Annotated in this window: 21 protein-coding genes; 10 read left to right on the top strand and 11 right to left on the bottom strand. The window is 57.8% G+C overall.

What is annotated here, in order from left to right; translation table 11 throughout:
* Window positions 1–89 precede the first annotated feature (89 nt).
* From ED661_RS18410 to ald, 3 genes are all read right to left on the bottom strand, one after another.
* A complete protein-coding gene (locus ED661_RS18410; protein WP_122075840.1) occupies window positions 90–896 on the bottom strand; it encodes a mechanosensitive ion channel family protein in 807 nt (268 codons plus the stop codon).
* Between the two features lie 135 nt (window positions 897–1,031).
* Window positions 1,032–1,466, bottom strand: a complete 435-nt coding sequence (mscL, locus tag ED661_RS18415; RefSeq protein WP_122075842.1) for a large conductance mechanosensitive channel protein MscL — start codon at window positions 1,464–1,466, stop codon at window positions 1,032–1,034.
* Window positions 1,467–1,665: 199 nt separating this feature from the next.
* Complete coding sequence (gene ald, locus ED661_RS18420) at window positions 1,666–2,784, bottom strand: alanine dehydrogenase (RefSeq protein ID WP_122075844.1); 1,119 nt, start codon at window positions 2,782–2,784, stop codon at window positions 1,666–1,668.
* A gap of 136 nt (window positions 2,785–2,920) precedes the next feature.
* Between ald and ED661_RS18425 the strand changes: the two genes are divergently transcribed.
* From ED661_RS18425 to ppk2, 3 genes are all read left to right on the top strand, one after another.
* Complete coding sequence (locus tag ED661_RS18425; RefSeq protein WP_054463497.1) at window positions 2,921–3,379, top strand: Lrp/AsnC family transcriptional regulator; 459 nt, start codon at window positions 2,921–2,923, stop codon at window positions 3,377–3,379.
* Between the two features lie 107 nt (window positions 3,380–3,486).
* Window positions 3,487–5,076 carry a GMC family oxidoreductase gene (locus tag ED661_RS18430; RefSeq protein WP_122075846.1) on the top strand — a complete coding sequence of 530 codons (1,590 nt, stop codon included), beginning with the start codon at window positions 3,487–3,489 and terminating at the stop codon, window positions 5,074–5,076.
* Between the two features lie 248 nt (window positions 5,077–5,324).
* Window positions 5,325–6,242: a polyphosphate kinase 2 gene (gene ppk2 / locus ED661_RS18435; RefSeq protein ID WP_122075923.1), complete on the top strand. Its 918-nt coding sequence runs from the start codon at window positions 5,325–5,327 to the stop codon at window positions 6,240–6,242.
* A 126-nt stretch (window positions 6,243–6,368) separates the two neighbouring features.
* Here the strand turns inward: ppk2 and ED661_RS18440 are convergent, their stop codons facing one another.
* Window positions 6,369–6,881, bottom strand: coding sequence for a MarR family winged helix-turn-helix transcriptional regulator (locus ED661_RS18440; RefSeq protein WP_122075848.1), 513 nt, complete (start codon window positions 6,879–6,881; stop codon window positions 6,369–6,371).
* A gap of 81 nt (window positions 6,882–6,962) precedes the next feature.
* Between ED661_RS18440 and ED661_RS18445 the strand changes: the two genes are divergently transcribed.
* On the top strand, window positions 6,963–8,135 hold the full coding sequence (locus ED661_RS18445; RefSeq protein WP_122075850.1) for a cytochrome P450: 1,173 nt from the start codon (window positions 6,963–6,965) through the stop codon (window positions 8,133–8,135).
* Window positions 8,136–8,601: 466 nt separating this feature from the next.
* Here the strand turns inward: ED661_RS18445 and rpsU are convergent, their stop codons facing one another.
* The gene (rpsU, locus tag ED661_RS18450) at window positions 8,602–8,808 is read right to left on the bottom strand and encodes a 30S ribosomal protein S21 (RefSeq protein WP_008207378.1); all 207 of its coding nucleotides are present in this window, start codon (window positions 8,806–8,808) and stop codon (window positions 8,602–8,604) included.
* 153 nt (window positions 8,809–8,961) lie between these two features.
* Here rpsU and ED661_RS18455 point away from each other — a divergent pair, with 153 nt between their 5' ends.
* From ED661_RS18455 to ED661_RS18465, 3 genes are all read left to right on the top strand, one after another.
* Window positions 8,962–9,654, top strand: coding sequence for a COQ9 family protein (locus ED661_RS18455; protein ID WP_122075852.1), 693 nt, complete (start codon window positions 8,962–8,964; stop codon window positions 9,652–9,654).
* 248 nt (window positions 9,655–9,902) lie between these two features.
* The gene (locus tag ED661_RS18460) at window positions 9,903–10,352 is read left to right on the top strand and encodes a hypothetical protein (protein WP_162930181.1); all 450 of its coding nucleotides are present in this window, start codon (window positions 9,903–9,905) and stop codon (window positions 10,350–10,352) included.
* A 114-nt stretch (window positions 10,353–10,466) separates the two neighbouring features.
* Complete coding sequence (locus ED661_RS18465; RefSeq protein ID WP_122075856.1) at window positions 10,467–11,456, top strand: NAD(P)H-quinone oxidoreductase; 990 nt, start codon at window positions 10,467–10,469, stop codon at window positions 11,454–11,456.
* Between the two features lie 117 nt (window positions 11,457–11,573).
* Here the strand turns inward: ED661_RS18465 and ED661_RS18470 are convergent, their stop codons facing one another.
* Both ED661_RS18470 and ED661_RS18475 read right to left on the bottom strand, forming a co-directional pair.
* Window positions 11,574–12,431 carry a DUF2189 domain-containing protein gene (locus tag ED661_RS18470; protein WP_122075858.1) on the bottom strand — a complete coding sequence of 286 codons (858 nt, stop codon included), beginning with the start codon at window positions 12,429–12,431 and terminating at the stop codon, window positions 11,574–11,576.
* Window positions 12,432–12,880: 449 nt separating this feature from the next.
* The gene (locus ED661_RS18475) at window positions 12,881–13,528 is read right to left on the bottom strand and encodes a ribonuclease T2 (RefSeq protein ID WP_122075860.1); all 648 of its coding nucleotides are present in this window, start codon (window positions 13,526–13,528) and stop codon (window positions 12,881–12,883) included.
* Between the two features lie 146 nt (window positions 13,529–13,674).
* On the opposite strand from ED661_RS18475, the gene ED661_RS18480 reads away from it, so the two are divergent.
* A complete protein-coding gene (locus ED661_RS18480) occupies window positions 13,675–14,439 on the top strand; it encodes a DUF1013 domain-containing protein (protein ID WP_122075862.1) in 765 nt (254 codons plus the stop codon).
* Window positions 14,440–14,549: 110 nt separating this feature from the next.
* Here ED661_RS18480 and recR read toward each other — a convergent pair whose 3' ends face one another.
* The gene (gene recR / locus ED661_RS18485) at window positions 14,550–15,149 is read right to left on the bottom strand and encodes a recombination mediator RecR (RefSeq protein ID WP_122075864.1); all 600 of its coding nucleotides are present in this window, start codon (window positions 15,147–15,149) and stop codon (window positions 14,550–14,552) included.
* A 540-nt stretch (window positions 15,150–15,689) separates the two neighbouring features.
* Between recR and ED661_RS18490 the strand changes: the two genes are divergently transcribed.
* Entirely contained in the window at window positions 15,690–15,896 is a 207-nt protein-coding gene (locus ED661_RS18490) for a cold-shock protein (RefSeq protein ID WP_009809887.1), read from the top strand.
* A 323-nt stretch (window positions 15,897–16,219) separates the two neighbouring features.
* Here the strand turns inward: ED661_RS18490 and ED661_RS18495 are convergent, their stop codons facing one another.
* From ED661_RS18495 to ED661_RS18505, 3 genes are read right to left on the bottom strand one after another with little or no spacing between them, the layout of a single operon-like run.
* Window positions 16,220–17,392, bottom strand: coding sequence for an aminotransferase class V-fold PLP-dependent enzyme (locus tag ED661_RS18495; protein WP_122075925.1), 1,173 nt, complete (start codon window positions 17,390–17,392; stop codon window positions 16,220–16,222).
* Window positions 17,392–18,123 (bottom strand): HAD-IA family hydrolase, encoded by a 732-nt coding sequence (locus ED661_RS18500; protein WP_122075866.1) that lies wholly within the window; start codon window positions 18,121–18,123, stop codon window positions 17,392–17,394. Before ED661_RS18500 ends, ED661_RS18495 begins: the two co-directional genes overlap by 1 nt.
* Window positions 18,124–18,132: 9 nt before the next feature.
* The gene (locus ED661_RS18505; protein WP_122075868.1) at window positions 18,133–18,846 is read right to left on the bottom strand and encodes a class II aldolase/adducin family protein; all 714 of its coding nucleotides are present in this window, start codon (window positions 18,844–18,846) and stop codon (window positions 18,133–18,135) included.
* Between the two features lie 149 nt (window positions 18,847–18,995).
* On the opposite strand from ED661_RS18505, the gene ED661_RS18510 reads away from it, so the two are divergent.
* On the top strand, window positions 18,996–19,518 hold a 523-nt coding region (locus ED661_RS18510; RefSeq protein WP_162930183.1), incomplete at its 3' end, for a LysR family transcriptional regulator.

Genomic DNA, 19,518 nt, shown 5'->3' on the forward strand with positions numbered 1-19,518 from the left:
TGGCGGGGTGCCGGGCCCAACGGGAAGAGGCTTTTCAAAAAAAGCCGATGACGGGCGGGAGCCCCCCCTGTTGACTTCTGATCCGAGCCTTAGGCCTCGCGTTTGATTTCCACCGTGTGCGGGTAGGGGATCGAGATGCCCTTGGCGTCAAAGGCTTCTTTTACGCCCTGGGTCATGGCGAATTTCACCTCCCAATAATCCGCAGCATCCACCCAGATACGGGTGGTCAGATCGACCGAGCTATCGCCCAGATTGGTCACCCGCACCCAGGGCTCGGGGTCTTGTTTGATCCGGCTGTCAGCGGCGGCCTGGTCCAGAATGATCGCCTTGGCCTCATCGGCGCTGTCGCCGTAATCAATACCAAAGACCAGATCTACACGCCGGGTCTCATGGTGCGAGAAATTGGTGATCACTGCGCCCCAGGCCTGACCATTGGGAATGATGATCTGCACATTGTCCGGGGTTGCCAGTTCGGTCACAAACAGGTTGAGATCTTTGACCGTGCCTGCGGTGCCGCCAATGTCGACATATTGGCCGATCTTATAGGGGCGAAACAGCACCAGCATAAAACCAGCCGCCAGATCGCTCAGCGTGCCTTGCAGGGCCAGGCCAATGGCCAGAGTGGCGGCACCCATCATGGCCACCAGGCTGGTGGCTTCGATGCCAAAGATGCCGAGGACGGCAATCAGCACCACGGCGATCAGCACCCAGCGCACCATGCTGGCGACAAAATTGCCAAGGGTGGGGTCGATTTCTGGTGTCGCATTGATGCGTTTGCGAATGGCGCGGCTCACCATGCCTGCCGCTATCCAGCCAATAATCAGTACGGCCAGCGCCTTGCCGCCGTTCAAGACCATAGGCCAATAGGCAAAGCCCTGTTCGATAATGTCTTCCATGTCCGTGTCACTCTTTCGAATTTGTGATTTTGCGCGGATGAAGCACATTCGGATTGCCCCCGGCAAGGGGGAGATTGATAAGAAAAGGCCCCCAAAGTGATTTGGGGGCCAGGGTGCTGTGCTCACCACATGTGTTTACTTTTTGAGCGCGTCGCGAATTTCCATCAGGATATCCAACTCACTGGGGCCTGCTGGGGCTTCTGGCTCCGGTGCGGCTTCTTCTTTGCGGGCGGCGGCCTCTTTCACCTGGTTGACGTAGCGCACCAGCATGAAGACAACAAAGGCGATGATCAGGAAATTGATCACCGCCATGATAAAGGCACCATGGGCAAAGACGGCGGCCCCTGCCTCGCGGGCGGCTTCCAGACTGGCTCCGGCGGCGACTTCTCCAGACAGGACAATATAGGAATTGGTGAAATCAACCCCACCGGTGAACAGCCCAACAAGAGGATTGATCAGATCCCCAACCAAGGATTTGACGATGGCGGTAAAGGCGGCGCCGATGATGATCCCGACGGCCATGTCCATGACATTGCCCTTGGCGATGAAGTCTTTGAATTCTGATAGCATCTGTTTCCCCTGTTTCTGACTGCGCCCTTCGGGAGTTCTGTCCTCTGGCGCGATCTTTTAAGAGGACTGCAGAATGTGTCTTTCTGGCTAGGGGAAAAATTGCGTTCGGCCATCGCAATGCAAATTTTGGGTCAATTGGACACAAAAAGCCCGCCAGTCGGGAGAAACTGGCGGGCCATGAGCTTTTAACGCGTGTTGATCAGGATTTCAGCGCCAAGCTCGGGGAGATCACATCCAGGCCCAGAGCCTTGCCTACCGCATAATAGGTCAGCTTGCCTGCGTGCACGTTCAGGCCATTCAGCAGGTGCGGGTCATCTTCGCAGGCCTGACGCCAGCCTTTGTTGGCCAGGTTCAGCATGAAGGGCAGGGTGGCATTGCCCAGAGCCTGGGTCGAGGTGCGGGCCACCGCGCCGGGCATGTTTGCAACGCAGTAATGCATGATACCGTCGACCTCATAGATCGGGTCGGCATGGGTGGTGGCGCGGGAGGTTTCAAAGCAACCACCCTGGTCGATGGCGACATCCACCAGAACCGCGCCGGGCTTCATCTCGGACAGCTGTGCGCGCGACACCAGTTTGGGCGCTTCGGCGCCAGGGATCAACACCGCGCCAATCACCATATCTGCTTCACGTACCAGCTCGGCGGTGGCGCCAGCGGTGGAATACTGGTTCTTGAAGTCGCGGCCAAAGACATCGTCGAGATACTTTAGACGGGGCAGCGAGCGGTCCAGGATGGTCACATCCGCGCCCATGCCAGCGGCGATCTTGGCCGCATGGGTGCCCACAACGCCGCCACCAATGACCACAACCTTGGCCGGGGCAACACCGGGCACGCCGCCCATCAGCACACCGCGGCCACCATTGGCCTTTTGCAGGGTGTAGCTGCCCACCTGCGGGGCCAGGCGGCCGGCCACTTCGGACATCGGTGCCAGCAGCGGCAATCCGCCCCGGTCGTCAGTCACGGTTTCATAGGCGATGGCGGTACAGCCGCTTTCCAGCAGGTCATGGGTCTGCTCTGGATCGGGAGCGAGGTGCAGATAGGTGAACAGCAGCTGACCTTCGCGCAGCATCTTGCGCTCAACCGCCTGGGGCTCTTTTACCTTCACGATCATATCGGCCGTGGCAAAGATCTCTTCAGCCGTGTCGAGGATCACAGCACCGGCAGCGGTATAATCCGCATCGGTAAAGCCCGCGCCCATCCCGGCGCCCTGCTGAATGACAACCTGATGGCCATTGTTGACCGCCTCGCGGGCGGCGTCAGGCGTCATGCCAACGCGAAATTCCTGGGGTTTGATCTCTGTGGGGCAACCGATTTTCATGATGCTTCCTCCATTTCCTTTGCGTCAGTCTGACGCAGCTTTGGAAAAAGATGCTGCTTTTTTGAGCATAATAAAAACATGACATTCGAAGATTCTTCACCTAAATAGGCGAAACCTAGCAAGGATCTTTGAAGAAATGTCTCTGGATAACACGGATCGTCGGATTCTACAGGTGCTGCAACGGCAGGGGCGGATTTCCAATGCCGAGCTGAGCGAACGGGTCAATCTGTCGGCCTCGGCCTGTCATCGCCGCGTACAGCGGCTTGAAACTGATGGCTATATCAAAGACTACGTTGCATTGTTGGATGCTCGCAAGATGGCCGTGCCCACTACGGTGTTTGTAGAGATCACCCTGCAAAGCCAGGCGGATGAGCTGCTGGACGCATTTGAGCGCGCGGTGGCGCGTATTCCGGATGTGCTGGAATGCCATTTGATGGCAGGATCGGCGGACTATCTGCTCAAGGTGGTTGCCGAAAATACCGATGACTTTGCCCGTATCCACCGCCAGCACCTGACGCGCCTACCTGGGGTGGCGCAGATGCAGTCGAGTTTCGCGCTGCGAACGGTCTTCAAGACCACCGCGCTGCCGGTCTAGAAAGGTCCGCACAAGCCTCTGAGAGAAAATGGGTTTTGCAGATTTCCCTCTGTCGTGACTGGCGCAACTGTGGTCTGTTGCCAGGGGATTGAGGCAGGAGATTTACAATGGAGTGGGACTATATCGTGGTGGGCGCGGGCAGCGCCGGATGTGTTGTCGCCAAACGGCTGAGCGAAGCGGGCCATAGGGTACTGTTGCTCGAAGCGGGGGGCAAGGATAATTACCACTGGGTCCATATCCCCATGGGCTATCTCTATTGTATCGACAATCCCCGCACCGACTGGATGTATCGCACCGCCGCCGAAACTGGCCTGAACGGGCGCAGCCTGCTCTATCCACGTGGCAAGGTTCTGGGCGGCTGCTCCTCGATCAATGGGATGCTTTATCTGCGTGGCCAGGCGGCGGATTATGACGGTTGGCGTCAGCGCGGGCTGGTCGGCTGGGGCTGGGATGATGTGCTGCCCTATTTCAAGAAATCCGAAGACTATGTCGAAGGTGCCTCTGATATGCATGGCGCTGGTGGCGAATGGCGGGTGGAGAACCAGCGCCTGCACTGGGATGTGCTGGATGACTGGATGGAGGCCGCCGCCAGTTGGGGGATGCCAAAGGTCACTGATTTCAACACCGGCACCAACGAAGGCGTTGGCTATTTTCGGGTCAACCAGCGTTCTGGCTGGCGGATGAACACGGCCAAGGCCTTTTTGCGGACCGTCACCGGGAATACACTCAAGGTCGAAACCAAGGCCCACACCCGTCGCATCCTGATCGAAGAGGGGCGCGCGGTTGGCGTGGAATATGACAAGGGCGGTGCGACCCACCAGGTGCGGGCGCGCGGCGAGGTGGTGCTCTCGGCTGGGGCGGTGAACTCGCCGCAGATCCTGCAATTGTCCGGTCTGGGGCAGGGAGAGTTGTTGCAGGAACACGGCATCGCAGTTGAGCGCGACATGCCCGCCATTGGCGCCAATCTGCAAGATCACCTGCAGCTGCGTTGTGCCTGGCGCCTGGGCAAGGGCAAGACGTTGAATACCCTGGCAAACTCGATGCTGGGCAAGGTCAAGATTGGCCTGGAATATGCGCTGAAACGCTCTGGCCCGATGTCGATGGCACCCAGCCAGTTGGGGGCCTTTTCGCGTTCACGCCCCGATCTGGCAACGCCGGATCTGGAATACCATGTGCAGCCGCTGACGCTGGAGGCCTTTGGCCAGCCGCTGCATGATTTTCCTGGGTTGACGGCCAGTGTCTGCAATCTACGCCCCGAAAGCCGCGGTACGGTGCAGATCACCTCAGCTGATCCACATCAGGCGCCCGAGATTGCCCCGAACTACCTGTCGACCGAAGGCGACCGGCAAGTGGCGGTGGCAGCAATCCGTCAGGCGCGGGCAATCATGGCGCAGCCTGCGATGCGGGGGTATGCACCACAAGAGATGAAACCCGGTGGCGCCTCGGATGCGGTGGAGGATCTGGTGCAGGCGGCCGGTGAAATTGGCACCACAATTTTCCACCCCACCTGTACGGTGCATATGGGGGTTGATGAGGCTGCGCCACTGGATGGCGAGCTGCGCCTACGCGGTGTTCAGGGGCTGCGGGTTGCCGATGCCAGTGTCATGCCGACAATCCCCAGTGGCAATACCAATGCGCCCAGCATCATGATCGGCGAGAAGGCCGCTGATCTGATTTTAGCCGCTGCGCGCGGCTAACACCTGTATGAGGGAGCGGTGCGCCCGGCAGTGATGCCGGGATGTCGCATCCGCAGAAATTGCGGTTGCACCTCAGGCTGAAACGCGGTTCCATCTGAGCATGGCGCAAAGCAGCGAAGGGCCCTGATTTGGGAGCTTGGGCTTTGCCAAGGGTCACGATTTGGCAGGGTTTTCCGCCCGTGACATCAAAGGATCACACTGGCTTGGTAGTGGGATCCGCACAGACAACACAGTGAAGGAATATGCCCGTGACCAGCGATATCGACTCCGACTCCTATGACTGGCTTGAGGCTGAGCTTCAGGACACATTGGACGAGGATATCGAAATTGAGTTTGCCGAGCCGATGTTGTCGATGGAGCTGCGCAAGATCTACCGGGAGCAGCACCCCGAAATGCTGGATCGCAAAGTCTATTTTCGCAACCTGCTGCGCCTGCAGGCGGAGCTGATCAAGCTGCAGGACTGGGTGGTGGAAACCGGGGCCAAGGTTTTGGTGATCATGGAAGGGCGTGACAGTGCCGGCAAGGGCGGAGTGATCAAGCGGATCACCCAGCGGCTCAATCCACGGGTGGCCCGGGTGGTGGCGCTGCCTGCGCCCAGCCGGCGCGAGCAAAGCCAGTGGTACTTCCAGCGTTATGTGCCGCATCTGCCCTCGGCTGGCGAGATCGTGCTGTTTGACCGTTCCTGGTATAACCGGGCGGGTGTCGAGCGGGTGATGGGCTTTGCCGATGATCAGCAGGTCGAGAACTTCTTTCGCGATGTGCCGGAATTTGAACGCATGCTGGTGCGCTCAAATACCATCGTGCTGAAATACTGGTTCTCGATCACCGATGAGGAGCAGCAGCTGCGCTTCATGATGCGTATTCATGACCCAATGAAACAGTGGAAGCTATCGCCGATGGATCTGGAAAGCCGGATCCGCTGGGAGCAATATACCAAATCCAAAGAAGAGATGTTTGAACGCACAAATATCCCCGAGGCGCCCTGGTACATTGTTGAAGGCAACGACAAAAAGCGAGAGCGGCTGAACTGTATCGAGCATCTGCTGAGCAAGATCCCCTATCGGGAGGTGGAAAGCGAGAAGGTCTCACTGCCGGACCGCGAATATAATCCGGATTACGAACGCCGGGTGCTGCCAGACGAGCTGCATGTGCCAAAGATCTACTAGCCACCACGGCCAGAGAGCCCTGCCAATGAGGAAAGGGGGGGGCTCCCGCCACCTTAGCGACCTTCTGACGAAGGCCGTATAGTGTTGGGCCTGGCACTGTGCCTTACGGCACAGTGCGGCAGCGCCTTAGTCTGATGGCTCGATATTGGCGAGAAACCGTTGGAGATAGTCGGTGAAACGGGCGATCTCATCCTGGGAAAACCCCCGCAGCAGCCCGTTCTGGCGTTCCAGCGCGCGTGGCAGGATTCTGCCGTGCAGCTCCTGCCCCTTTGGGGTCAGGCTCCAGGATTTGCGCCGCTCGTCCTCTCCCAGAGCTTGGGACTGTGCCAAACCGTTCCCTTCTAAGCGTTGCAAGGACCGGCTGACGGCCGCCTTGTCGATCCCGGTAATGCGTGCGGCCTCGGCGACAGAGCAGCCAGGGCTGCGTGTCAACATTACCAGCATGCGCCAATCCATCACGCCGATGCCAAACTCCGCCTGATAGGCACGGGTTGCTTCCCGCGTCAGCCGGCTGCCGGCAAAACTCACCAGCACCACCGGGCTGTTGCGCAGGCTCAGTGTTGGGGCGGCAGGATCATCCGGGCTGCCATCGGCAGTGACCAGGAACATATCATCGGGCAGGGAAGGGGCTTCGCTCATATGCCCATCTTATGTTGGGCGTGTTGACATATCAACTCATTCATCCTTCAGTGAGGTGACCAGAGCGTAGGGGAGGGTGAAATGGCACGGGCTGAACAGTATAACGTTGATCTGGAACGTTTTTGGCAGGACCCCTATCCTGACCTTGCAAAGATGCGGGCGCGGGCTGCGGTGGTCTATGTGCCACAGCTCCAAGCCTATCTTATCACCCGTCGTGACGATATCTTTCGCGAAGAAAAGAAGGTGGAGGTGTTCTCCTCTGCGCAGCCGGACGGGTTGATGGTCCAGTTGATGGGCGAGAATATGATGCGCAAAGATGGCGATGCGCATATGCAGGAACGCCGGGCGATTTTCCCCACGGTCTCTCCCAAAACGGTACGCGATCACTGGCTGGCCCAGTTTCGCGCCGTGACGCAGGGCGTACTGGCCGAGCTGGAACCAAAGAAGAGCTGCGACTTGGTGCATGACTACGCCATGGTGGTTTCGGGCGAGGCGCTGAAACGGATCACCGGGCTGACCAATTTGACGGCGCAGGAGATGGACCAGGTGAGCCAGCATATGATTGATGGCTGTGCAAACTATGGGGCGGATCGCGAGGTGGAGCAGCGTTGCCACGCGGCGACCAGAAGGATTGATGACTGTATCAGTACCAGGTTGGCGGGAGATTTGGACCCTGATGATCTCTCCCTCTTGGCGGTGCAGAAGCGGGCCGGGCTGGAGGAGGCTGCGATCCGGGCGAATATCAAACTTGCCATCTCGGGCGGTCAGAACGAGCCGCGTGATGCCATCGCCGGCACGGCCTGGGCCCTGTTGCGCCACCCCGACCAGCTTGCCGAGGTCCTGGCGGGAGGTGCCACCTGGATGCAGGCCTTTGAAGAATATGCGCGCTGGATCTCACCGATTGGCATGTCGCCACGTCGGGTTGCCAAAGAATATGCGCTGCACGGCGTGACCCTCCTGCCTGAAGATCGGGTATTCTTGATGTATGGGGCGGGCAACCGGGATGAACGGGTCTTTGCGCATCCTGAGGTCTTTGATTTGCATCAGGAGTCTTCGGCTGCGATTTCATTTGGGGCTGGGCCACATTTTTGTGCCGGGGCCTGGGTGTCCAAGGCGCTGATCGCCCAGGCTGCCCTGCCCATGCTGTTTGAGGCGATGGAGGGGCTGCATCTTACAGAGGAAGCGTCGTTTGGCGGTTGGGCCTTTCGCGGGCCACTGTCGGTTCCCGTTGCCTGGTCTTCAACGTCAAGCTGACGAGCCAGTCCCACAGACCGGGAGCCCCCTTCGGAGCGGGTGAGACAAACTGGGAAATATGGGAGGGGGCTGGGGTCCCGAGATGACAAATGCCTTGAGCGCAGGGGGGCAAGGCGCGCCGTTTTGACTAGGGGCGCTATGTCACCTCGGGTAGAGCCGGGTGTTCCAGATCCGGCTACAAGCACATGGGCGGGGAAACCCAGAGGTGCCGCCCAGTACAAACACCTTAAGGGAATTTGTTTTCAAAATACACGTTAAAGTGTAGTTTTTGGAACTTTTTTGTGCCAGGCTTTTGAGGGATAAGGGAAACCGGGCTTGCCAGGGGCAAAGGGATTTCCTCCGCATGGAGCCTTGCGGGCAGAAAAACGGGGCTCCAAAAATGACAAACCCCCGAGCCCAGGGCGCGGGGGTCATCAACTTTGTGTCCAGAAAAGAACTGGAAGCCAAAAAAGCGGATAGAAGGAGCTTAGAGCATACCTTCGCGCTGTGCTTTCTTACGTGCCAGTTTACGGGCACGGCGGATCGCTTCAGCTTTCTCGCGCGCTTTTTTCTCGGACGGCTTTTCGAAATGTTGCTTGAGCTTCATTTCGCGAAAGACGCCTTCACGCTGCAGCTTTTTCTTCAGAGCGCGGAGCGCCTGATCGACATTGTTGTCACGAACACTAACCTGCATGTGGTTTTCACCACCTTTCTAGATAGAGTTGCAAGGATTTGCAGGAAGTGGCCATATAGCAAAGCTCCTGTTTGTTGTCTAGTACTGTGATATCAAGGCGCGACTCCCTACCTATTGAGGGAGACCTCACATTTTCATTTCGGGAGAAACCCCATGAGCAGCCAGGAAAATCAGACAACTTCTGACACCGATCTGGTGACCCAATTGCTGGATGCAGCCCTGCTGCATGTGGTGTTTGATGGCTGGTCCGAGGCTACATTTGAGGCCGCAATTGCTGATGCTGGCGTTAATCCGGTGCTGGCGCGGGCGCTCTGTCCGCGTGGTGCGGTAGATCTGGCGCTGGCCTATCATAGGCGCGGCGATCAGATGATGTTGGCGCGGCTGGCAGAGGCGGATCTGTCTGAGCTGCGGTTTCGTGACCGAATCGCCGCCATGGTCCGGTATCGATTGGAAGCCGCCGAGGATAAGGAAGCCGTGCGCCGTGGTGTGACGCTTTTTGCCTTGCCACAACATGCCGCCGCAGGGGCCAAGGCTGTTTGGGGCACCTGTGATGCGATCTGGACGGCGCTGGGTGATCGTTCCGATGATCTGAACTGGTATAGCAAGCGCACCATCTTGTCGGGGGTTTACTCTTCAACGCTACTGTATTGGTTGGGTGATGACAGTCCCAACCATCAGGCGACCTGGGAGTTCTTGGATCGCCGGATCGACAATGTGATGCAGTTCGAGAAGGTCAAAGCGGACATGCGCAAGAACCCTCTGCTGAAACCCCTGATGGCAGGGACGGGGTGGCTGTCGTCGCAGGTCAAGCGCCCCGCTTCCAGAGATGATCTGCCGGGGCGATAGAAAACCCGGCACCTCTTCCAGCGGAGCCAGTGTCTTTTTCTGCAATCTCGGCCATGTCGGGATGCGGTTTTCCAAATGTAAAGAATAGAAACGTCCGGGTGACTACCATCAGAGTGACACTGGTGGGCGCAGGGATGGGGTTGGCAGCTTTAAGCTGTATTGGTGATGTGCTGTTGATCTTGTGCGGGAAAAGGTGGCTTGATAGGTAATCCCTTCAATGTAAATCTAAAATTTGAACGGGAAAGTTAATGGCTAAGCACCTCAGAGGGCTCTGTATTGCATTTTGTGTATTAGGAGTTGCGGCTTGTAATACAACCACCGATCAAGACACCACCAGTGCGCCACCGCAAACAGAGGCTGTTTCACCTGACATGTATAAGGAGAATGGTTTCCAAGAGTTTTCCTACAGAGCCTCCGGGAAAACCTATACTCTTTTGGTGCAAAGGAAGGCCAAGGGGAACTTCGGCTTGGACCGCGTTCATGCTCATGTCAGCAAAGGCACCCCGTTTACTGCTACAGTAGCGGATGATGCTGAGGTGCAGAATATGGTTCGAGATGCCTATAGATCGTTGAAGCTCTGTCCGGAAAGCTTGCATCCTGGCATTGTCAATTTGGGCTATGGTCCGCTCATGGTTGGAGATAAACCCACCTGGAATGTTTTCCTGCGTTGTAGTGAAAAACTTCAGGAAAACATCTAGTTGAAATCCAACGTCTGAGGGGCGCGTCGGTATTCCGGGCGTCCTGCCTTTTTTCGTTTGTGCTACGCGCCGCTGATGGTACGCAGTTGGCAAGGATCAAAAGGATGTATTCCCATGACCAAGATGATGCGGGCGGTGGAAATCGTAAAGCCAGGTGGACCAGAGATGCTCACACTTTGTGAGCGGCCCTTGCCTGAGCCGGAGCATGGCCAAGTGGTGCTGAAAGTGGCCTATGCGGGGGTTAACCGCCCGGATGCCCTGCAACGGGCGGGCGCCTACAATCCGCCCCCCGGTGCCAGCGATCTGCCGGGGCTGGAGGCTGCGGGCGAAGTTGTGGCCCTTGGCGCTGGTGTCACTGGGTTGGAAATTGGCGATCGGGTCTGCGCCTTGCTGCCCGGTGGCGGCTACGCTGAATATGTCGCCACCCCGGCGGCCCATTGTCTGCCCATTCCAGAGGGGATGAGCCTGAAACAGGCGGCCTGCCTGCCGGAGACCTGCTTTACCGTCTGGTCCAATGTCTTCACCCGTGGCGGGCTGGAGGCTGGCGAGCGGTTTCTGGTGCATGGTGGCTCTTCGGGGATTGGCACAACGGCGATCCAGCTGGCCTCGGCGCTGGGCGCGCGGGTTTTCACCACTGCTGGCTCGGATGAGAAATGCCAGGCCTGTCTGGACCTGGGGGCTGAGCGCGCCATCAACTACAAAACCGAGGATTTTGTCGAGGTGCTGCGCGCTGAGGGTGGCGCTGATCTGATCCTCGACATGGTCGGCGGGGATTATATTCCCCGCAATATCAAAACGCTCGCGGATGATGGCCGTATGGTGCATATCGCCTTTCTGTCCGGTCCCAAGGCAGAGCTGAACTTTGCTCAGATCATGGCCCGCCGTCTGACGGTGACAGGATCAACCCTGCGGCCGCAAAGCGATCTGGCCAAGGCGCGTATTGCTCAGGATCTGTTTGAGGTGGTCTGGCCGCTGATCGAAGCCGGCAAACTGGCCCCGGTGATGGACAGCGAATTCCCGCTGGAAGAGGCCTCTGCGGCCCATGCCCGCATGGAGAGCTCGGGCCATATCGGCAAGATCGTGTTGAAGGTCGCGGGGGACTGAAACCAGAGAAGAGGCCTGCTGTAGTCCACGACTGGAGGCAAGTCTGTTCAAAACCCTAACAGAAAGGCGCGCCCCGGGATGAGGGCGCGCCTTAGGTGCTTTGCGAGGGATGATCGCTCAGCACACTGCTTGTCTGTATAGATGCCAACTGGCATGACCCAGGACCGGGATCACCAGCACCAGCCCGGCAAAGGCGGGCAGGGAGCCGAGGAAAATGGCCACAGCAACAATGGCCCCCCAGGTAAGCGTCACGAGCGGGTTCTTGCGCACCACGCTGATGGATGTGGCAACTGCAACAGGCAGCCCCACATTGCGCTCCAGCAGCAGCGGGAAGGAGACCAGACTGATGGCAAGCGCCGTAACGGCAAATACCGTCCCGGCGAGGCCTCCCCAGAACATCATTTTCCAACCCTCGGATTGCTGAATGATCGCGAGCAGGAAAGAGCTAACGGAGCTTGGTGCTTCCGGACCGAGTGTTCTGCTGTAAATGCCATTGGCGACCAGCAGCCAGGCGGTGAACAGAACTGCCAGATAAAAGCCAAGGGTCAGGATCGACAGCAGCGCGGGGGAGCGCAGGACGTTGAAGGCATCACTCCAACGCGGAGGGAAGCCAGCAGCGCGGCGCGCCGACATCTCATATAGCCCCACTGACGCGGCAGGCCCGACCAGGGCAAAGCCCAGGATCATTGGGAAGATCAGTGGCAAGAGATTGACCTGCAGGCTGAGGATCACCAAGCCAATACCAATCAGGGGATAGCACAGGATCAGGAACATGGCGTCACTGCGACAGGCAGCAAAATCCTCAACCCCGGCCTTGAGTGCCGCCCGCAGATCCGAAAACTCCAGATAGTTCACAATTGGCGCCGCACTCGCCTCATCACTGCCGAGATGCGTGACAGACTTCGAGACATGCGCCGAGGTTAAGCCTAGGCTCTGGGCCAGCCAGCTGAGCGGGTTTCCAATTGTCTGTGTCATGGCCGTGCTCCCTTTCGCCCCCTTATTGAGGTTTGTTTAACGAATGCCGCAAAGGGGTGTGTTCCGGATGAGAGCCGGGACACACCGGGGGGTGTGCAGGCCGATGCGACACGTGAACCATCCTAACATGAGCTAGTGCAGTCCCGGATCACATCCAGCCCGCGCAGCCTCACATCTTTGCCAAGGTGGCGTGAGGTGGGGTTTCAACACGGGTTTAAACCCAAAGAGATAAACCAGCCTGCGCAGTCTTCGGGGGGGCGGGGCAAGGGAGTTTTGTTTAAGGGGGCAAGACTGATGAGGATGCCGGGGGGAATGAGACGCTGCATAACGCTCAACGTTTGGTGAGCCACTGCTGTGTCGCAAACTGGCCCACAGTGAATCCAAACCCCCCGCAGGGCGGCAGGGTTTGTCATGGCAAGGCGGGAGGGGGCTGGGCCCCGAATCTTAGGCTATCGTACCGGGGTAAACCGCGCGTCCTTCAGCGTGCAATCCTTGATCACATCGCGACCGCAAGGCACGGGTTGCATGTCACGTGACAGGCACAGGCGGACCTCTTGGATGTGGTGGTCGCGGCAGGTCACCGTGACACTATCGGCTTCAAACTCCGGGTTGGCCCCCAAAAACGCCTGTTCAATCAGGCTGGCGGGCAGGGTCACAGAGCGTTCCAGCTTGCGAAAGACCGCTGGGCGGTTGACGCTGTCATAGGCCGTGCGGGACAGATCCAGATAGGCATGAGCCGGGAGGCCAGAACAGGTGCCGTGTTTCTTCCACTGGTGCCATGCCAGGCCGGGAGTCCCCATGATATCAGCCATTTCGGCGGTCTCGCTGCGCCGGGGCGGGGCCTCGGGGGTGTTGCAATAGCTGGGCCAGCCGCGATGAAACTGCGGCCAGAGCCCATGCAGGGTCCAGCCATGATCATGGCGCGGGTCACATTGATCGGAGCCTTTGGCATCGCCTTCGATTTCACACCAATTGGGCGACCAGCTGAGCGCTAAGACGTAATAGTCGAACTCCCCCGCCGTTTCGCCATCTGCCTGAACCGCAGGGGCCAAGATCGCGGTAAGCGCCAAAATTGCTGCGAATAAGAACCTGTGCATCGCCTCTTTCCTTATGAAAACAGCGCGACTATATAGGACTGAAGTTCCCCGACAATGGAAACCGACCCCAAACCACCGGGGCAGCCTAATTCAGGCGACGGGAAAGTTGTATTTCGGGACAGGATGTAGGTTTAGGAGATGAGCACATGGCAAAACCATTGATGGCCAAGGCAACCGCCGTGTGGCTGGTGGACAATACGACGATCAGCTTCAAGCAGATCGCGGATTTCGTCGGCATGCACGAGTTGGAAATTCAAGGCATCGCGGATGGCGATGTGGCGACTGGTGTCAAAGGTTTTGACCCGGTGACCAACAATCAGCTGACCCAGGAAGAGATCGACAAGGCCGAGGCCAGCCCGCTCTACAAACTGAAGCTCAAGTTCTACGCCGCAGCTGCGGGGGAAGAAAAACGCCGCGGGCCGCGCTACACGCCGCTGTCCAAACGTCAGGATCGTCCCAACTCGATCCTGTGGCTGGTGAAATTCCACCCAGAACTATCGGACGGCCAGATTGCCAAGCTGGTAGGCACCACCAAGCCAACCATCCAGTCGATCCGCGAACGCACCCATTGGAACATTTCCAACATGCAGCCGATTGATCCGGTTGCCCTGGGGCTTTGCAAACAGTCTGAGCTGGACACGATCGTGCAAAAAGCCGCCGCCAAGAAGGCTGCCGAAGGTGGCGTGATGAGCGATGACGAGCGTCGCAAGCTGGTTTCCACCGAGCAGTCGCTTGGCATGGACGCAGAGCCCAAGATCCCTGCCGGGATTGAAGGTCTCGAAGGCTTCACTCTGGGTGGCGGCAATGAACGTCCCTCGGCTGATCCCGTGGCCGATGCGGATAGCTTCTTTAATCTGCCGGATGCGGATGATGAGAACGAAGAGGACAACTCTGACGATCCACGCGGCTAATACCTTGCGCTGTATCGCAGATGTTTCAAAGGCCATGCCCCTGGGGTGTGGCCTTTTTGCTGAGGGCCGCTGCGCCCGGGCGGGACTGCGGAATACCAAAGCCCTTGGGTTTATAGCATCTTGCGGGCCTTCAGGGCTGCGATAATGGTGCCATCATCCAGATAGTCCAGCTCCCCACCAATTGGCACGCCCTGCGCCAGGGTGGTGAGCTGCACCTGACCTTCCAACTGATCGGCAATGTAATGCGCCGTGGTCTGGCCGTCGATGGTCGCATTGAGGGCCAAAATGACCTCCTTCACGCCTTCGCTTGCAACCCGGTCTATCAGTCGGGGAATTCGGAGTTCCTCTGGGCCTATGGCATCCAGCGCCGACAGGGTGCCGCCCAAGACGTGATAGCGCCCTTTGAAACTCGCGGCCCGCTCCATCGCCCAGAGATCCGAGACGGTTTCCACCACGCAGATTTCCCCGTTTGCGCGTTTCTCATCCGTGCAAATCCCGCAGATGTCGCGGGTGCCGACATTGCCGCAGTTCAGACATTCGCGCGCGCTGGCAGCCACCTGACCCAGGCTTTCGGCAAGCGGGGTCAGCAACAGCGACCGTTTGCGAATAAGATGCAGCACCGCCCGGCGCGCCGACCGTGGCCCCATGCCAGGCAGTTTCGCCATCAGAGCAATCAGATGCTCGATCTCGCTGATGCTGTCGTCATTCATATTTGCGGTCCTTTGCGGTTGACGCATATAGGCGCAAAGCACCGGGGCGCCGCAAGGCCCAAGGGGTGACTATAGGGCTTTGTTTCCAGGCTCGGTCCAGGAATTCAATGGCAGGTGCTTGTTTTGCCAATAGGGCTTTCGAATCAATGCCGGGTTGGGAAAGCGGGGTCCTTGAGACGGGCTTCAGTTGTTTTTGCTGCGTTTTCTTACCCAATCGTGGCAAGATACCGCTGCTTAAAGGGGCGAAAAACAGCTGGACTGACCGCAACATGACAGAGTGTAGGCACGGTTTAGGGTATATTTATAAGCATTATTGGTGCCACCTACTGCCAAGATGCGCATTGCTCTGAATAGGCAGCCGCAAACCCTGATCGTATATTCACCCTTGAAAAAAGTAGAGCCCGCGCGCATATAGGCTGGGCTAACGTTTTTCTTTTTCGACCCACTGTCTCCCGTTCACGGCGTTCAGTCTTTCGATCCAGACCTACCACGCCGGGCTGCCGCACCAACGCGGGCAGCAAATTATAGGAGACTACGGACATGGCTTCAGGCACCGTAAAATGGTTTAACTCGACCAAAGGCTTCGGCTTCATCGCACCCGATGGCGGCAGCAAAGACGTATTTGTACACATTTCTGCTGTTGAGCGTTCCGGTCTGACCGGTCTGGCCGACAACCAGAAAGTGACTTTTGACATCGAACCCGGCCGTGACGGTCGTGAGTCCGCTGTGAACCTCGAACTGGCCTAAGCCTTTTTCGAGTGAGAGTTTAAGACGCGGTCTCCCTGGTGGAGGCCGCGTTTTTTGTTGGCTGGTTCCCTACGCCCTGACCAGGCCCTGTTGCTGGAAGGGTAATTAGCCAGGATCGCGTTTTCGGGGTTGCGAGTTATCTGCCTACGCCCTCAGGCAATCGCGGGCCTTGCTGCGTCAAAGGGTCGCCTGCAACTGCGCCTGAGTCGACGGGGCGCTGTCAAAGCGCGTTTTGACAATTCGTGAAACTAGATCCGACGGCCTTCGGAGGCTTGCTATGGGGACGAACCTGCCGTTCGACGTTGAAGGGCGAAAGTCTGCTTCTAGTAAATCGCCTTCACAGCATCGACAAACCGAGCGATCTCATCCTGCGTGTTGAAGTAATGCACGGATGCCCTGATCATCGCCGGAAGGTTGCGGGCTTCGAAATCCAGTCTGGCTCCGGTAACAGGAGCGACCGACACATTGATCCCTTGGTTGCGAAGACTGTCGGCGATTGCTTTGGATTCGATGCCATCTTTGGTAAATGTGACAATCCCGGACTTCCTTAGGCCGAGGTCATGTACTGACACGCCATTTACCGTTGAGAGTTCATCGCGCAGGCCCTGCGCAAGCGTGGTTACGCGATCCTCAATTTGAGGCACCCCCACGGCACGGGCATATCGCACGGCTTCCATCAAACCAACGCGACCGGCGACGTAACTCTCCCAATTCTGAAAACGCCTCGCGCCGTCCGCCAGCTCGTATCCGTTTTTCTCGGTCCAGGTTGCAGAGTGCAGATCAACAAATGGTGGGTCGATCTGGTCGAGGATTTCCTTTCGGACATAGAGAAACCCAGTCCCTCTGGGACCGCGTAAAAACTTGCGCCCCGTGCCGGAAAGCATGTCACATCCGATCTCTGCGACATCAACATGAAGCTGACCAACAGACTGGCAGGCATCAAGCAGATAGAGAACGCCGTGCTTCTTTGCGATTTTCCCAACTTCAGCGGCGGGGTTCACAAGGCCTCCCTGTGTCGGCACATGGGTGATCGCGATCAGTTTTGTTCTTGGTCCAATCATGCCGTCCAAGGCTTCCACGTCGATTTGGCCTGAGGCATCAGACGGCACCAGATCAATCTCGAATCCGAGACGCCGAGACTGTTGCAGGAAGGCGAGGTAATTGGACGCGTATTCGGACTCGTGGGTGATCACCCTGTCACCCGCTTTCAGGTTCAGCCCGTAGAAAACCATATCCCAGGCCCGCGTGGCGTTCTCGATATAGGCGATCTCGCTAGGATCGGCGTTCAGCAGACCTGCAAACTCGGTGTTGAAGGCCTGAATATCTTCTTGGGCACGCCGTTCCGCCTCATAACCGCCAACCTCGTTTTCGTCGCGCAGGACGCGCTGCAGCGCATCGAAAACCGGCGCGGGCATCAACGACGACCCTGCGCTGTTAAAGTGTAGAACGTGCTTGCAGCCGGGAGTTTCGGAGCGGATTCTTTCAATATCTATCATCATTTACCTGCTTTGATTTGATTGTTTGCCACGAGGCTGGACTGTGTGGCCTCGACAATTGCCATGAGATTTGACGCGGTGGCATGTGGGATGGCCTTGCTGCCGTCATCGGATCGCTTTGAGCGCTTCACCCAGATACTCTTCATGCCCAACTCGGTGGCGGGCCGAGCCTCCCCGAGACCTTCTGCGATATGGATGATGCGACGCGGCTGCTCATCAAGTTTGCGTAGGGCAGCCTCGAAAATCGGCCTGTCTGGCTTGTAGGTTGAGGTCTGTTGAGAGGTGAAGACCTCATCGAAGGGCGCACTGATCTGGGTCAGCGTCCCGGCGATCAGGTCGTCATCGACATTCGAGATAATCGCGAGGCGAAAGTGCTTTGCAAGCTGCGTCAGCGCCTCATTGGTTTCCGCGAAGACTGGCCACGTCGGGAGGGACTGCGGGAAGGCCGTGCTGAGTTCGGGGATCGAGCTTCCGAGCAGCTTTTCGGCGATGCGATCAGCAACATTCTCGAGGACCGAACTGTAGGGAAATATCCCTTCGCGAATGACAAGCGCATCCAGCTCCAGAAACAAGCTTATAAGCACGTCCTCGGACACGAGCTGATCTGAAAAACCATAGATACTGCGCAGCGCCTTTACGGCTCCGCCTTCCCAATCCACGAGCGTTCCGTAGCAATCGAAGGTAAGGGTCGTTGGCCTGTTGTCTGAGAACAGCCTGTTTAGATCATCCATGTCGCTATCCTATTCCCTGAAATCCGGCTGTGTTCGCTCAAGGAGGCGCTTCATGCCGTCCAGATAACCGGGTTCGCCGTTGCACTCTTCCTTGGCGAGCATCTCAGCGAATTCTTCGCTCATGCGTTCGGTGCTGGCCCCGGTTGCTGCTGCGAGGAGCTGTAACTCGCAGGCCCGCTCAAGCTGGTAGGCCGATACCGAAGCGTCGGCGAGAGATGATGCGGCGATCAGGACGCCGTGGTTCTTCATGAAAAGAACCTTCTTTGTGCCGAGAGCCTCTGCCATTTCCTCGCCTTCAGCCGTATTGGTGCGCGGCACAGCGTAGGTCGTCAGATAGCTGATCTTCCCATGAAAGTAGGCTGCTGTTTGGCTCAATCGGGTGTCGAAGCGCATGTCTTGGAGAACCGTCAACGCTGTCGCGTGTGGAGAATGGAAGTGCAGGATGCAGCCAATGTCTGGCCGAGCTTCATAAATCGGAAGATGGATTGGCAGAGCGTCATGGTTCGCTTCACCGTCACCGGCGATCAGCTCACCATCCCGGCCATACAGGAGCAAGGATCTGGAGGAGACGATTGAAAAATGAGTAGAGCCGGGGGTGACGAGGTACTGTTCACCGCCTCCGAGCTTGCAGCTGAAGTGCGTCCAGGTCCCTTCATTCAAACCTTCCATTGCGGCGATCCTATGGACGGCAGCAAGATCTAGGCGTGCGTTTGCCTCATTCATGTTCTGATACCTTCCCAGTGTTGGCCGGTGTCGTCTCTCTCAGTCATGAGGCAGTGCGCGCACCAAGACTGGATCCGAGGTATCGCTCTTTCAGTTATATGTGAAACGAATTATATTTCTCAGATTGATGGCAAATGGAAATATCAATTATGCAGCGTGATCTGGAAATCGACCTTTTGCGGTCGTTCATGGCGGTTGCGGCTCACCTGAGCTTCACCAAAGCGGCACAGTCGGTCTCGCGGACACAGTCCGCCGTAAGTCTTCAGATCAAGCGTCTGGAAGAAATCGTGGGAAGGCCGCTCTTCGAGCGGACACGCCAATCGGTCGTCATCACCCCGACCGGGGAAGCCTTGAAGGTCTATGCGAAGCGCATCCTGCTCGCGAACGATGCTGCGCTTTCCCAGTTTCGGCATCCCGAGGCTGAGGGTCGCGTTCGCATCGGTGCGCCAGACGACTACGCAACTCTCGTGCTGCCCAAAATATTGTCGATCATCAGCGCGCAGCATCCACGGCTTCGGATCGAGGTTGTTTGTGAGAACACGCCGGATTTGCTTAGGGCACTTGATGGTGGCGACCTTGATATCGCGATTGGGGTTCACACGGCTGGCTCCGTGTCCGGGCAGATCATCTGCTACGAACCGCTCCACTGGGTGGCCGCACCCGGCTATACAG

This window comes from Pseudophaeobacter sp. EL27 (assembly GCF_900313025.1).
Taxonomy (GTDB): domain Bacteria; phylum Pseudomonadota; class Alphaproteobacteria; order Rhodobacterales; family Rhodobacteraceae; genus Pseudophaeobacter.

Excerpts from the sequence above, each read along its gene's own strand:
- ED661_RS18455 (WP_122075852.1), top strand. The coding sequence starts at position 8,962 with ATGAGCAGCCAGGAAAATCAGACAACTTCTGACACCGATCTGGTGACC.
- ED661_RS18440 (WP_122075848.1), bottom strand. The coding sequence starts at position 6,881 with ATGAGCGAAGCCCCTTCCCTGCCCGATGATATGTTCCTGGTCACTGCC.
- ED661_RS18465 (WP_122075856.1), top strand. The coding sequence starts at position 10,467 with ATGACCAAGATGATGCGGGCGGTGGAAATCGTAAAGCCAGGTGGACCA.
- mscL (WP_122075842.1), bottom strand. The coding sequence starts at position 1,466 with ATGCTATCAGAATTCAAAGACTTCATCGCCAAGGGCAATGTCATGGAC.
- ED661_RS18470 (WP_122075858.1), bottom strand. The coding sequence starts at position 12,431 with ATGACACAGACAATTGGAAACCCGCTCAGCTGGCTGGCCCAGAGCCTA.
- ED661_RS18445 (WP_122075850.1), top strand. The coding sequence starts at position 6,963 with ATGGCACGGGCTGAACAGTATAACGTTGATCTGGAACGTTTTTGGCAG.
- rpsU (WP_008207378.1), bottom strand. The coding sequence starts at position 8,808 with ATGCAGGTTAGTGTTCGTGACAACAATGTCGATCAGGCGCTCCGCGCT.
- ED661_RS18490 (WP_009809887.1), top strand. The coding sequence starts at position 15,690 with ATGGCTTCAGGCACCGTAAAATGGTTTAACTCGACCAAAGGCTTCGGC.
- ED661_RS18480 (WP_122075862.1), top strand. The coding sequence starts at position 13,675 with ATGGCAAAACCATTGATGGCCAAGGCAACCGCCGTGTGGCTGGTGGAC.
- ED661_RS18425 (WP_054463497.1), top strand. The coding sequence starts at position 2,921 with ATGTCTCTGGATAACACGGATCGTCGGATTCTACAGGTGCTGCAACGG.
- ald (WP_122075844.1), bottom strand. The coding sequence starts at position 2,784 with ATGAAAATCGGTTGCCCCACAGAGATCAAACCCCAGGAATTTCGCGTT.
- ED661_RS18505 (WP_122075868.1), bottom strand. The coding sequence starts at position 18,846 with ATGAATGAGGCAAACGCACGCCTAGATCTTGCTGCCGTCCATAGGATC.
- recR (WP_122075864.1), bottom strand. The coding sequence starts at position 15,149 with ATGAATGACGACAGCATCAGCGAGATCGAGCATCTGATTGCTCTGATG.
- ED661_RS18460 (WP_162930181.1), top strand. The coding sequence starts at position 9,903 with ATGGCTAAGCACCTCAGAGGGCTCTGTATTGCATTTTGTGTATTAGGA.
- ED661_RS18500 (WP_122075866.1), bottom strand. The coding sequence starts at position 18,123 with ATGGATGATCTAAACAGGCTGTTCTCAGACAACAGGCCAACGACCCTT.
- ED661_RS18495 (WP_122075925.1), bottom strand. The coding sequence starts at position 17,392 with ATGATAGATATTGAAAGAATCCGCTCCGAAACTCCCGGCTGCAAGCAC.
- ED661_RS18475 (WP_122075860.1), bottom strand. The coding sequence starts at position 13,528 with ATGCACAGGTTCTTATTCGCAGCAATTTTGGCGCTTACCGCGATCTTG.
- ED661_RS18410 (WP_122075840.1), bottom strand. The coding sequence starts at position 896 with ATGGAAGACATTATCGAACAGGGCTTTGCCTATTGGCCTATGGTCTTG.
- ED661_RS18430 (WP_122075846.1), top strand. The coding sequence starts at position 3,487 with ATGGAGTGGGACTATATCGTGGTGGGCGCGGGCAGCGCCGGATGTGTT.